The organism is Treponema denticola (genome assembly GCF_024181645.1).
In the GTDB taxonomy this organism is placed as follows: domain Bacteria; phylum Spirochaetota; class Spirochaetia; order Treponematales; family Treponemataceae; genus Treponema_B; species Treponema_B denticola_A.
The window spans coordinates 842,231-855,616 of record NZ_CP058624.1 but is presented as its reverse complement, the minus strand read 5'-3'; the positions used below and the strand labels follow the sequence as shown (position 1 = coordinate 855,616).

At 40.7% G+C, this 13,386-nt stretch carries 10 protein-coding genes and 1 tRNA gene; 5 read left to right on the top strand and 6 right to left on the bottom strand.

From position 1 onward, the window contains the following. The first annotated feature begins 121 nt into the window (after window positions 1-121). A complete protein-coding gene (pheT, locus tag HO345_RS03945; RefSeq protein WP_253684024.1) occupies window positions 122-1,876 on the top strand; it encodes a phenylalanine--tRNA ligase subunit beta in 1,755 nt (584 codons plus the stop codon). A 9-nt stretch (window positions 1,877-1,885) separates the two neighbouring features. Then, window positions 1,886-2,641 carry a TIM barrel protein gene (locus tag HO345_RS03940; protein WP_253684022.1) on the top strand — a complete coding sequence of 252 codons (756 nt, stop codon included), beginning with the start codon at window positions 1,886-1,888 and terminating at the stop codon, window positions 2,639-2,641. Between the two features lie 20 nt (window positions 2,642-2,661). Here the strand turns inward: HO345_RS03940 and HO345_RS03935 are convergent, their stop codons facing one another. Both HO345_RS03935 and HO345_RS03930 read right to left on the bottom strand, forming a co-directional pair. Further along, window positions 2,662-3,519, bottom strand: coding sequence for a hypothetical protein (locus HO345_RS03935; RefSeq protein WP_253684021.1), 858 nt, complete (start codon window positions 3,517-3,519; stop codon window positions 2,662-2,664). Beyond that, entirely contained in the window at window positions 3,520-4,644 is a 1,125-nt protein-coding gene (locus HO345_RS03930; RefSeq protein ID WP_253684019.1) for a hypothetical protein, read from the bottom strand. It lies immediately after the preceding gene. 23 nt (window positions 4,645-4,667) lie between these two features. Here HO345_RS03930 and HO345_RS03925 point away from each other — a divergent pair, with 23 nt between their 5' ends. Then, on the top strand, window positions 4,668-5,078 hold the full coding sequence (locus HO345_RS03925) for a cytidine deaminase (RefSeq protein ID WP_253684018.1): 411 nt from the start codon (window positions 4,668-4,670) through the stop codon (window positions 5,076-5,078). Here the strand turns inward: HO345_RS03925 and HO345_RS03920 are convergent. Then, window positions 5,076-5,149 (bottom strand) — tRNA-Arg (locus HO345_RS03920). The two genes, HO345_RS03925 and HO345_RS03920, sit on opposite strands and share 3 nt — an antisense overlap. A gap of 200 nt (window positions 5,150-5,349) precedes the next feature. On the opposite strand from HO345_RS03920, the gene HO345_RS03915 reads away from it, so the two are divergent. Beyond that, entirely contained in the window at window positions 5,350-5,706 is a 357-nt protein-coding gene (locus HO345_RS03915; protein WP_253684016.1) for a hypothetical protein, read from the top strand. Between the two features lie 124 nt (window positions 5,707-5,830). Beyond that, on the top strand, window positions 5,831-8,176 hold the full coding sequence (locus HO345_RS03910; RefSeq protein WP_253684014.1) for a right-handed parallel beta-helix repeat-containing protein: 2,346 nt from the start codon (window positions 5,831-5,833) through the stop codon (window positions 8,174-8,176). 227 nt (window positions 8,177-8,403) lie between these two features. Here the strand turns inward: HO345_RS03910 and HO345_RS03905 are convergent, their stop codons facing one another. From HO345_RS03905 to HO345_RS03895, 3 genes are all read right to left on the bottom strand, one after another. Next, window positions 8,404-8,547 carry a hypothetical protein gene (locus tag HO345_RS03905; protein WP_253684012.1) on the bottom strand — a complete coding sequence of 48 codons (144 nt, stop codon included), beginning with the start codon at window positions 8,545-8,547 and terminating at the stop codon, window positions 8,404-8,406. Window positions 8,548-8,621: 74 nt separating this feature from the next. Further along, window positions 8,622-12,044, bottom strand: a complete 3,423-nt coding sequence (locus HO345_RS03900) for an InlB B-repeat-containing protein (RefSeq protein WP_253684586.1) — start codon at window positions 12,042-12,044, stop codon at window positions 8,622-8,624. 389 nt (window positions 12,045-12,433) lie between these two features. Then, window positions 12,434-13,327 carry an Rpn family recombination-promoting nuclease/putative transposase gene (locus HO345_RS03895; RefSeq protein WP_253684010.1) on the bottom strand — a complete coding sequence of 298 codons (894 nt, stop codon included), beginning with the start codon at window positions 13,325-13,327 and terminating at the stop codon, window positions 12,434-12,436. Between the last annotated feature and the right edge of the window lie 59 nt (window positions 13,328-13,386).

The window sequence follows — 13,386 nt, the reverse complement described above, 5'->3', positions numbered from 1 at the left end:
TCAGTGGGTTTTTGCTTTATTAGCTGCAAAGATTGCTGTTTTTAGAAAATATATCGATACTTGTACAAAGCCATAATTTATGATATAATCCTCTTCAGTTTTTTTAACTGCGGAGGATAAGATGCCTAAGATTGAAGTAAATGAATCCCTTTTTTTTAAGATGCTAGGAGCAGAACTTGAAGCGAAGCTCGGTGCAAAGCATGACTACGGCAAACTTGAAGAAATTTTAACATCAGCCAAGGCAGAACTTGACGAAAAACCGGACACCTCGCTTCCCGAAAAAGAGCGCATAATTAAGATAGAATTAAACGATACAAATCGTCCCGACCTTTGGTCTACGGCAGGCCTTGCAAGGCTTTTACGCATCCATGCAGGAGGAAAATCAAATACAAAAAACTATCAAAGCTTCCTTTCATCAAAAGAAAAAACGCAAGACTCAGCCGAGCGCAGGGTTAAGGTCTCGCCGGAGCTTAAAGAAATCCGCCCCTTTGCGGCAGGCTTTGTAATTTCGGGTAAGCCCATAGACGAGCTCATGCTTGCCGATATAATCCAAACACAGGAAAAACTTTGCCGCAACTTCGGAAGAAAAAGAAAAACCGTTTCAATGGGCGTTTACCGCTCAAAACTTATAAAATGGCCAATCGAATACACGGCCGTAGATCCCGACAAAACAGAGTTTACTCCGCTCGATATGGAAAAACCTCTTTTATGCCGCAAAATCCTAAAGGAACACCCCAAGGGAATCGAGTATGCCTCATTGCTTGAAGACAAAAAGCACTTCCCTCTTTTGAAGGATGCAAACGGAGAAGTCCTTTCAATGCCTCCCGTTATAAACAGTGCTAAGATAGGGGCCGTTCAAGCAGGAGACACCGATCTTTTTGTCGAATTTACCGGCACGGATATGACAAGCATTTTGCTTTCAGCAAATATAGTCGCATGCGACTTTGCCGACTGCGGATATACGATTCTACCCGTTAAAATAGAGCATCCTTATGAAACGGGATACGGAAAAACCGTTACTACCCCGTTTTATTTTCAAGAAAATGCAGAAACTTCAGTGGAAGCCGTCAACAAGCTCTTGGGCTCTTCTTTTAAGGCGGAAGAAATTGCCGATGCTCTAAAACGCATGGACTCAGAAACCGAAATTTCGGGAAACAAGATTAGGCTGAAACCATCCCCCTACCGCAACGATTTTCTTCATGAAGTGGACATAATCGAAGATGTAATGATGGGTAAAACCGTCAATTTCTTTACGCCCGAAACACCCAACGAATTTACAATCGGAAGGCTTTTGCCTGCAACAATGCTAAGCCGAAAAATAAAGGGGCTTATGACAGGCATGGGCTATCAGGAAATGATTTTTAATTATTTGGGCTCCAAAAAAGACTATATTGAAAGAATGTGTATAGATGAAGCTTCGGTTATCGAGATTTCAAACCCGATGTCCGAAAACTATCAGTTTGTACGCAACTCTATTCTCCCCTCTCTTTTAAATGCTGAGATGGGTTCTGCAAATGCAGTCTATCCGCACAAAATATTCGAGACCGGAAAGATAGCCTTTTTTGACGGCACCGACTCCACAGGCACAAGGACAGCCCAAAGCCTAGGCTTTTTAACTGCAGAACAAAATGCCAACTTTAACACGGCAGCAAGCGAGGCGGCAAACCTCTTATACTACCTCGGAATAGAATACAAGGTTTGCGAAACCGACGACCCCCGCTTTATTCCGGGCAGGCAGGCAGGCCTTCTTTACAATGGAGAACAAATAGGCATATTCGGGGAAGTAAATCCTCAGGTCTTGGAAAACTGGGATATAAACATTCCCTGCTTTGCAGGTGAATTAAATATCGAAAAAATTTTGAAGAGGCAAAACTAAAAACTTTTTATGAAAAACAAGCTGATTAAGGCTGTCAGGACAATCGCTGATTTTGATCTTAATCTTTTTAATGAGCTTAATTTAGGACTTGAACTTCAAGATTTTACCGAGCCATGTTTAACCGACTCGGAGATTTACTCTCTTTTAAACGAATACGAAAAAAAGCTGCCCTATTTAAAAGGAATGAAATCCATGCACGGCAGCTTTATCGATTTAAATATAGCTTCTTTTAATAGGGACATAGCCGCTTACAGCAGAAAAATGTACAAGAGGGATTTATTTTTTGCAAAGCTCTTGAACCTTGATTTTATAATTTTTCATACCCAGATTATGCCTTGGTTTAAAGAAGATTTTAAATTCGATTTGTTCTTAAAAAGCAATGCGGAATTTTTTAACGAGGCCGTAGAAAATTCTGGCTTTAAGGGCTGTGTGGTTTTAGAAAACGTCTGCGAAAAGGACAGCCGCCTCGCTGCAAAACTTATAGAAGCCGTCGCCCTGCCTCAAGTAAAATTAAACCTCGATTGGGGACATGCTCTGGTTTCGGGCGAAAAAATCGAAAACTGGTTTTCCAATAATCAAAAACACATAGCCTACATGCATCTTCATTCCAATGACGGAAAAAGCGATCTACACAACCCCGTTTCAAAAGAAGACTTTATAAACCTGTCTAAGCTGTTAGAAAAACACGGGCTCAACTGTCCTATCTGTTTGGAATATTGGGACATCGATATAAAAAAAGAAATGGAAAGAATAGCCTTATTTTAAAATAACATGATTTTAAAAATCTATTCTACCTGAAAAATAAAAGAAGCCTTTTTTTGATTTCCGCTTTTGTCGAGGACGGTAATTATAAGCTCAATCTTTCCTGAAGGTAAATTTATTTTTCCCAAATGCATCGTACCTTCTTTTTCATATAAAAGGGATAAAGACGATTTTTTATTTTGCAAATAAAGGTCTTTACCGTCTGAGCTCAAAACCTCAAAGGGAAGATCCGATATATTCATTCCGTTAATTGAAACCGTAATTCTAAAAGGAGCAAGCTGCGGACCCCCTTTTTCGGCTGAATCGGAGATTGAAGAATAAAGGTCATAGGAACCTTGTTTTATTTTTTTTACAGTTTCCAAACTGATTGTCTGCTTATCACCGTTTATTAAAACGGTATTTTGAATTTGAGGCTCCGTTTTTTCTTCAATCTCAGGCATAAATAAAAGAGGGTTTATTAAAACATTGTTTCGGACGTCCGCAACCTGAAAAATCAAACTCTTTTCTTCAGTCCATGCCGATTTTCCTGCATATCCTAAAATAGAACCGGCTTCGGTTTCTTTTCTGGATGTAAATAAATCCGTATCGGAAAGATTTGCATAAATACTTTGAAGCCCCTCATCATCTATAAAGACAAGAGCGTTTCCCAAGGTGCTTGGGAAAAAGCGGCTGCTATTTTTTTCCTCGATACTTATTATGTGTTTACCGTAGCCCGAAGCCCTAACCGTATCAACTTCTTTAAACACCAAAGACTGTGAAACGGAAGCCTCATCCCTTTGAGCAAATAAACGCAAAAGCAAAGGATTTTCTACAGGCCATTCAAAGGAATAAGAGTATAAAAAAGTCATAAAGAACAAAAATATATAAAGATTTTTTTTCATTTAAAGCCCCCGTATATCCAATGCACTAATCTTTTCATCGGTACCTATGTAGATTTTATTTTCCTTTTGAATTAAAAAGGCATTTTCAGACTTAAATTTCGTTTTTCCCATCATCAAATCGGGAGGGTCTATCAACAAAAGAGAACATTCATCATCTTTTTGAAGAAGCACCGTAAGTAAGGCGTTTTTATCTTGAAATCCCAAGCCTGCAATAAAACCTTCTTCTTTTAGAATCGAAAGAGTTAAATTTCTACAATCAATAATACCTATTCCTTCAGCGGATTCAAAAACGGCAAAATGCCCCGCTTTATCAAATGAAGCAAAGGCCTGTCTTCTTAAGTCTTCTTCAAAATATGAGTGATATACTATTTTATGCTGACGGCCCGAAATATTTATAAGCACAACCCTTTGCTTGTCAAGACCGCATAAGCAGAGAACCTGTTTTCCGTCTTCCGAAATTGCAGCCCCCATTATCGCCTGATAGGTGCTGCCTCCGGGGTAAAAACTAAAAAGAGTGTTTCCCTCGGAATCGAGGCATACTAAAAGCCCGTCCGAATGACCTACAACACAGCCGGCCTTAGATGACTGAAAAGCCGTTATAGGAAAGGTATGGGTATAGTTCCATAATTTTTTACCGGTATTATCATATTCTGAAATAGAAGAACCTTCAGGCTCAAACAAAAAGATTCTATCCTTGTCGAGATAAACATAGCCGGGCTTATCGATACGCAAAAAAGGCTTTTCCAAATCGAATTCCTCAGGCTTATAAATATCCGTAAAAAGAGGCTTTTGAGAATATTTTGTCCAAGCATAAAAGGAAGCGCTGAATCTTTCTTCCGCAGCTTCGGCCCTCAAAATTTCGCCGTCCTCAGTAAAATACCCGAACAAATTGCCCAAAGAAAAAGGAACCGGAGTTTTTCCGGCAAATTTTTGTTTAAGTTCATCGGCGGATGCCCCCGCCTCTCCGAAATAAATTTGTCCGGTTTGAACCTTAGGCATAGGCGAAGACCACTTAGGCATCAAGTAAATATCCTTCCGCATGGGAACGGCAGCGGCAAAAATATATATAACAAGAAGAATTATTACACCGATAAAAATAAATTTATTTTTTCCTTTAAATAACATAGAAAGTATGATATACTACTTTTATGGAAATTTCAAGTCAGTTAGAAAACTTATTCAAAAAAGCCCTTAAGGCTGCAAAAAATGCCTATGCCCCCTACTCCAATTTTCATGTAGGAGCGGCTATTTTGTTAAAAGACGATTCGATTGTAACGGGTGTAAATGTAGAAAACCGCTCGTACGGCCTTACAAACTGTGCAGAGCGGACTGCAATATTTAAAGCGGTTTCTGAAGGAAAAACGGATTTTAAGGCCATCGCTATTGCAACGCCCGATGCGGACTATCCCGTAAGCCCCTGCGGAGCCTGCAGGCAGGTTATTTCGGAATTTATGGGCGGAGATACGCCGGTAATCTTCGGTTCATCGCTCGATAATGTAGTGCTTACGGATGTTAAAGGAATCTATCCATTTGATGCCCTGCACGAATTAAAAAAATGACCCGTAGACGATTCGAACGTCCGACCTGCTGCTTAGGAGGCAGCCGCTCTATCCAACTGAGCTAACGGATCAACAAGAAAGAATTATACTCAAAAAGCCCTAAAAGTTCAATACGGCAATTTAAAAATAATTATATTTTTTTTACAATTATACTGTGCAAACTATATACTTTTGCGGTAAAATGGTTTACAATAAAAGAGAGGAAGGCCGTTTAATAGAAACCTACAACGAACTAACAATTTGCAATTTGGCTTCTGACAGGAGGGAAAATATGCGTAAAAGATTGTTTTTAATTATAGGAATTTTATTTATTCTTTTTGCAGGCTGTAAACAGTTTTTAGACGATATCGAAAAAGACTTTAAGTATTGGTCATCAAGGGTTTTTGTTACGGATACCATTATCCCCTCTACCGAGCAGGACAGCAACGGCTATCCTTGTCTTACAAGCGATGCAGACAAAACCATAACCATAAAACTTACAAATCCGCAAAACTATGTCATACAGACACCTGAAGATTCAGGAGCCCCTTCCGATATAGTGAGATTCGGGAGCGGAACAATAGGCTCAGGCTCGGGCTCCCCCCCCCGAGTACAGCACGGATTACACTCTTACTCGAAATGGTTCTAAGGAGCTCAAGCTTACCTTAAAAGAAGCCTTTCTAAAGAAAAACGAATGGGGTAGATATGACTTAAACCCTGAAATAACTATTTATAATAAAGAAGGCAGAAAATTTTTAACTCACTCCTTTAAGTTGAGAGTAAATACCTCGCCTCCCAATCTTGAACAAATAGCCTTATTAAAAACAAACGGCAATCCGTCATACTATGTTTTATGCTTGAAGGGTGAAAACATTAACGCAATAATAAACGGCTCACAGTTTTTACACGGCGACGGCAATGATGGTTCCGACAACAAACTAAAAATATTAATAAGAAAAGGAGATGCCCCTCAACCGGCACCCTATAGTCTTACCTTCGGGGCATCGGACTTTAGTCACGATGATAATTTTGTAGGAAGCAGCAGTCTATCAACCTTGGACGGTTCTTCTATACCTCTTGCAGTAAGTGCCGATTGGGTAATCCGATATAAAACCGATATTAAAGTAGATACAGGTGCAGCAGTAAACTATACAATCCGGTTAGCGGATAGAAAAGGTCTTCAATCTAATCAGATAACATCAGGAACGCAGTTGCCCTATCCTACAATTAAGCTTAATAGGATAACTGATCCTACTGATTATATTAATACAGGTATTTACTCAACCGGAAGCGATATAATTACCGATATAAATAAGACAAACTCATCATCCTCAAACCCAATACAAATTTACACGGCATACAAAGATGAGATAAAATTGGAAGCTTTCGGAAATTACGGCAGCGGAGTTGTGATAAAGGCTAAGCTAAACGGTACTCCTGTATCGAATCCTTCACAAATAAGTCTTACCGCAAATGAGGATGGAGCAGCTTATACACTTGAACTTTGGGCAGAAGACGGCGGCTTTCCTCAAAGTAAAAAACAAACCTACCATTACAAGGTTTTTAATACAATAAAAGCACAACACTCTGCAGTACCTGTATGGGGAATTCTTAAGACGGCTGTAACTAAACGGAGTGCAATAAAAATTGACGGTACAATAAAAGCTACAGATGCTGACAATAACAAAGGCCAAATTCTCATAAACAACGATGTACACATAGTGGGTAAAAATAATGCAAGTCTTGATGCAGACAATAAAAACCGCATTTTCTATGTAAATACCAACGCCCTCCTTAAGCCTGAAAATATAAAGCTTAGTAAAGGAAAGGCTGAAACCGGAGGTGCAATATATGGAAAGGGTTCGGATATATATCTTAAAAAAGTTACCATACAATTTAATACGGCAACCAATAATACAGGAAAAGACTTCTACTTAGTAGGCAACAGTAAATTACACATGGAAGATAGGATAACGTTTGATTCTGATAATCAAATATATATTGAAAGAATCGTCTACGACTATGCAAAGTTTTATTTAAAAGAGCCGAAGATTCAGCGACCTATCAATATAAAATATTATAATATAGACTTTTTTAAAAATAAGGAGGTTATTACAAGCGATAATAATTATACCCTCACAGAGGAGGACATAGGAAAATTTAAACTTCTCGATAATAGATTTGTCATCAATCTTAAACATGAAGAGAATAAGGCTGTATTGAGTAAGATACATCAAGCTGCAATAAGTACCTGGAATGAGCTTCAAGGTGCTATCAATGGTGCTGACTCCGGTGATACAATTAAATTTAATCAGAGTATCAAAGCCGACATTACCACCGTCCCTCTAAAGGTTACAAAAAACTTGACAATAATCGGTACCGACAGCTACACTACTTTAAATGCCGATAATAAGCACCGTGTCTTCGAAATGGACGAATCAAATATTAAACTCACATTAAAAAACCTAATTATTAAAAACGGTAAAATTAGAAATGGCTACGGAGCGGGTATATATGTTTCCGATAACTGTCAAAACAGCATCTTAACACTTGTAAATACGAGGGTAGAATATAACACGATTAAAATAACCGACTCTGTAGGGACATACTGTGGGGCAGGTATTGTGATACCAAATCAAAATGTAAAAGTTTTTATAATCGGCGGCTCAATAAGTTATAATAAAATAGATTGTACAGGGTCAAATAGTTCCCCAAATTGTATACCTCAGGGTTGCGGCTTATGGCTTGGAATTGGCTCGACTACGATTATAAAAGGACAAACCGAGATTAAAAATAACTCTTATACAAAAGCAGCCAGCTCCACTATAACGACAGAATGCTACGGCGTAGGTATATATATTAAAGGAGCATCGACGCTGACAATAGGAGAAGCCGGTGCTGCCGATAATATCAGTCCTAAAATATCAGGTCATATAAAAGTAGCTGGCACTGAGTGCCATGGAACAGCCATAGCTATCGAGAAGTTTAACAGCTACGGCCCAACAGTAAACTGGAATAGCGGTCAGATAACGGGTAATCACAGTAGTCAAGCTACCGTAGTGTATAATAGAGGAGGTACGTTTATTAAACACCCTAGCAACCATAACACAGCGGATTAATCGGCAATTTCCAAACCGGCACTTGGCGTTCCTTACGGCCTTTGCGGTTTCTTTTAATTTAACCGCAAGGGACGCTAAGAGCGCAAAGAATTTTGATGGCAATTTGATAACACATTCTTTAATTTTCCCTTGGCGTTCCTTGCGGCCTTTGCGGTTTCTTTTAATTTAACCGCAAGGGGCACTAAGAGCGCAAAGGAATTTAAGGGGAGCTTTGTTTGAAGTATTGTTTACTTTCCTCTTTGCGAACTTTGCGGCCTTAGCGGTTTTTTTAATTTAACCGCTTTTACCTCTTGGGCAAAAAGAACGGAAGCTCCCATAATCCACAAAAACACCGGCACACAGAGTACTGTTTTTACATAATTTTTCTTCACATCAATTCCCCAAACAATTATTAATTATACTTTATTAATTATACATTATCAATTAAACCAAATTACCAATTGCATTACTCTTTCCAGCTTATTTTAATCGTAACATCGGTGTCGCCTTCGCTGTGCCGGTATTGTTCCGTAAATTCCACTTCATTGGCAGAGCCTTCATTAATCTGTTTATAAATATTTACTCCTTGGTTTCCGTTCTCATGGCCAGAATCTCTATACCCCCATTGCCATGCGTCAGCATTGTAATGATACATCAGCTTTGCATCAGTCGTACCGATATGGTCATCGCCATCGTTGTCGTCTTCCCAGATTTCGATATTTACCGGTATCGTTTCATTTAAAGAGAAAAAGTTGAATTTACGGGTAAAACTTGCGTCGATATCTTTATGATCACCATCTCCCGCAACCCAATACTGGCCACTTTGGTCCTCGATTTCGCTTATCATCTCTCCGTTAACTTTCATCTGCCAGTAATATTCTGCCGAAGGGCCGGCATCATGTTCTTCAACACATTTTATTTTCACAAAGGTAACCGTCAGTGTTGCCGGTACAAACTTTATAACGCCGTCCTTCTTTTTATACCGCCAGTGTTCGTTGCCGTTTTTAGGCGTTACCGTAAAGTTTGCTTTTTCGGCAGCGCCCGTTGCAAGGACTCTGCCGTCGGTATAGCTGTTAGGCGTTATCCGTGCGGCGGGGTGGTGGCTCAATGCGCCGGTTACGTCAATGCTTTTGCCGGATGCTAAATAGACGTCGTTTTTACCCTTTACGTTTTCATCGCCGCCGGTAGAGGGGGTAACGATTGCATTGCCTTTCATCTCGAATGTGCCGGCTACGTATACGCCGCCGCCATCATTTGCCTCGCAGTTAGTGATAGCGCTTGAGTCTTGCATAATGAGCGTACCGTTGTTTACGTATACGCCGCCGCCTTTGTGCGCCGAGCAGTTGGTGATAGCGCTTGAGCCTTTCATAATGAGCGTGCTGTTTACGTATGCGCCGGCGCCTGTGCGGTTTCCGGGCTCTGTGCCGTTTTTAAGCGTTATATTTTCAAGGGTGAGCTTGTTGTTCACATCAAAAATACCCGACAGATTGCTTGCATTCAAAGAGGCGGAAGAGCCGCTGCTCTTGATAATAAGTTCTCTGCGGATACTAATTTTTCCGTTATTGTCCGGGTCGTTCGTTGCCGTTATTTCCCCGCTGATAGTGATGGTATGGGCGCCTTCCGTTTTTTCAACTTCTTTTTTAAGGCGCTTCCACGCATCGGGGCCGCCTGCTAAATCGAATACGCCTGGTTTAAACTTGACCGTTACGGTTTTATTGCCGGTTACATTGGAAAGGGTATAGGTTGTACCCGTTTGACCTGATACTGTGATGCCGTCAACTTTCCAGCTGTCTACTTCCCAGCCATTATCGGGATGAGCGGTAAAGGTTACGCTTCCGTTGTGCACAACTGAAACGCTGCTGTTTGTTGCCGGAGCGTCTGAATTGGCTTGAATCTTGCCTTGTCCGCCCGCTACGCTGTAGTTTACGGTGTATTCTTTGCGTTTTACGGTAAACGTTATGGTCTGTTTTACAGTACCGTCTTGAGCTTTTACCGTGATTGTAAAACTTTTTCCCGTCCCTTCGGGAATGGTTACGGCTCCTTGAGGAGCTACGCTTGCCGTTGCTCCTGTGCTGGCGGAATCAAAAGTAAAGTCCGTTACTGTTGCCGTATCGGAAGCTACCGTGTATTCGCCTGCAAAAGGAGCTGTTTTGGTTTCTCCATTAAGCTTAAAACTTGTTAAGTTTGCAACATTGTTTTTTGAGCAGGTTATACTTACCGTCTTTGACCACGCAGGGTAATTGCCCGGACTTGCCGCAACATTTATGATAATGTTTCTAGTCTCTCCCGGCATTAAGTTAAGCGGCAATGTAGGAGTTACGGTAAACGGAATACCCGGATGTCCGCTAAACTCAAGTGTTATATCGCTTTGCTCCACTTTAGTTACGCCATAAGGCAGTGTAACGGAACCGCTTTTAGCGTCTTGTCCGTGTATTTTAAGCGTATTCAGGGTTAGGGCTTTAAGCTGTACAAATTGTACGGTTACAGTTGTATCTGCCTTTACGGTAAGCGTGGCAGTCTGGCTTCCGCTTGCTCCTGTAAAGTCTGCCGAAACTGTACAAGTCCAGTCTCCAACCTTGTATTGGTTTGGATCTGTAGGCGTTGCGGTAAAGGTTACCTGCGTCCCATGCGGAACGTTCTCAAGCTTTACCTCACCACCGTCTTTTTGAGCCGTCTGGCTGTGATAGGAGCCGTCGTCGTAGCTTCCCTTCAATGTTCCTTCTCCATCCGCAACTCTGAATTTTACGGTGTAATTCGCCTCCGTCCACTTTGCATAGAGCCTCATATTACTTGTTACCGTATTGCTGCCAAAGTCCCATTGTGTTAAATACGAGGTGTCAGTATACCAGCCGCCGAAGATATGACCCGGTCTTTCAGGATTCGGTGACGGCTTTGTTACCTTATCACCCTTTAGTATATATTGAGTATTGGGCGTGTAATTTCCGCCGTTTGCATCAAATTCAACTTTAAATTTCTTTTCTAGATCTTGGGTAACGCTGTCCGAAACAACGCCTCCTTCGTCGCGCAAGGTTATGGTGTAGGATGTTTGCGCGTTGGCGCTTTCTACCGGTACCTCGGTTTTAAAATACAATACCCAGCTCGCTCCTTCTGCCGGTATGTCTTCGGTTAATTTAGCTACATCCCCATGTTCGATAAACGAGCCTATCTGAGTGGTTCCCGCAGGTATTTGAAAGTCTGAGTTGCCATTGTATAAAAGAGTGTAATGGGCATCGTTTATTGTGATCTTTGCAATATCCTTGTGTACCGGTACGGTGCCGGAGTTCATCGCTACCGTCTTTGTCATTTCAGTGGAATTGAATTTAAGGCAGAGCACATACTTCGAAGGAGATGTGTTTGTCTTTGCAATTATGATTTCTTTAGGTTTCGGCGGCGGGGTGTTCGATTTTATGCCGAAGGTGTAGGTTTGCTTAAATACCCTGCCGTCTTTAGCTTTAAGGGTGATGGTCGGGTTTAAACTGCCTGAACCTTGTTCGTACTTTTGTAAAAGGGACGGTTTATATGTAAGCTTCAGCATGCCGGAACCGGTTGGTTTCAGCTCATAGTCAGTTTCTGCCTCAGGCTGAGGAGAAAGTTCTTTAAATTCGACAATGCCCGCAGGTGCCGAAGAAATCGGCATAACGAGCGGAAAGTTTTTCGGGTTATGCACTGTAAGCGTAATATCTACGCGCTCCGAAGAGCCGACACACGGAACACCTGCTCCGTCCGGCCTATGTGCTGAACCGATGCTGTGGTCTTTGATAAAGGCTTCGCTCGCCCAATAGCTTAAAAAATCCTCCGGATCTTTCAGAAATTGCTCGCAGGCTGTAAAAAGTACAATTACGGCAACTGCCGTTATTAAAGTTTTCAAAAAAGTTAAACGTTTTCTCATCATATCCTTATATCCTCCTTTTTTGAGGAAAAAAACACCCTGTAGGTCTAATATTAAGTATCCTGTAAGTCTAATCTTTAAGTATATAGTATCACAATTTTAATGTTTTATCCATAATAGCGGGCTCATATTGCTAAAAAGAACCAAGGTTACCGAAAAAGAACTTTGGTTACTCGCTCAAAATCGTACATCCGTATCCGATTTTGAGCTTCGAGTTTTGCCTTGCGGCAAAACATCGCGAGAATGGAACCACCGGACATCCTGTCCGGTTGACCTTGAATAAGGGTAGGCTTTGATATTACTAAAATAGCCGGAGGAACAGGTCTTTCCAAAGAAGAAATCGAAAAACTTTAAAAAGTATTCACCAATTATTCATTCTCCATTACCAATTAGTTAATCGCTTCCACTTCTTCTTTACTGAGACCTGTCATTGTACAAATTTCGGCAATGGGGTAATTATGCATACGCATAAGTTTTGCTGTTTCAAGTTTTGTTTGGTACGAACCGTCGGAAAAACCTTGCTGTATGCCTTGCTCAATTCCTTCGGCAAAGGCGATTTCATGTTCTTCGGCTCGCTGTACTGCAATATCTGTTTCATAATCATATTCTGCCAGTAACATATTCAATACCTCCTTCGTCTTGCGTTTTAGATATTCACGCAAAATATTATTTTCTATACATTCTTCAACGGCTTTTTCAAAACCGTTTTGACTATCTATCTCTTTCCACTTGCGCACCGTTTCCACAAATATACTGTATTCCTGCATTGTCCGGCAATTTTCCAATACCGGATGACGGTTTTGCCGGTTTATGTTTATTACTTTAACGGTCAACTCAAGATTAGTTTCCGTTCCTCTTTCTATAAAGGACTCCGATAGTTTCAGAGTTTTATCGGAAGGATATGGTTCCTCACCATTATAAAAAACATAAAACTCAGGAACCGGAATTTTTAAGAGCTTACGGCTGTATTTTTCTTTTGATTCAAAGAGGGTTTCATACAAGCGGCTGACATACTCAAGACAGCGGAGAGGCATATTGGGATTTATCGTCGATTGATGTTCTGCAAGGACTATTATTTTGTTATCGACAAGATAAGATACATCGTTATAGAATGTCATATAGAGAACTTGATCGAGCCTGACCGTTTTTAGCTGCTCTGTATCTTTCAAGTCCGTTCCATGCAGAGCGTTATAAAGCGACAAAAAGTTTTCTTTTGCTTTTTCATCCTCACTGAAAAGGTCGACAAACACCGAGTCTTTGTATTTTCTGTTTGAAGTACTCATAGGCACCTCCCCATGTATATTATAGCACAGATGAGCGTATTTTAAAAGTAACCGATGTC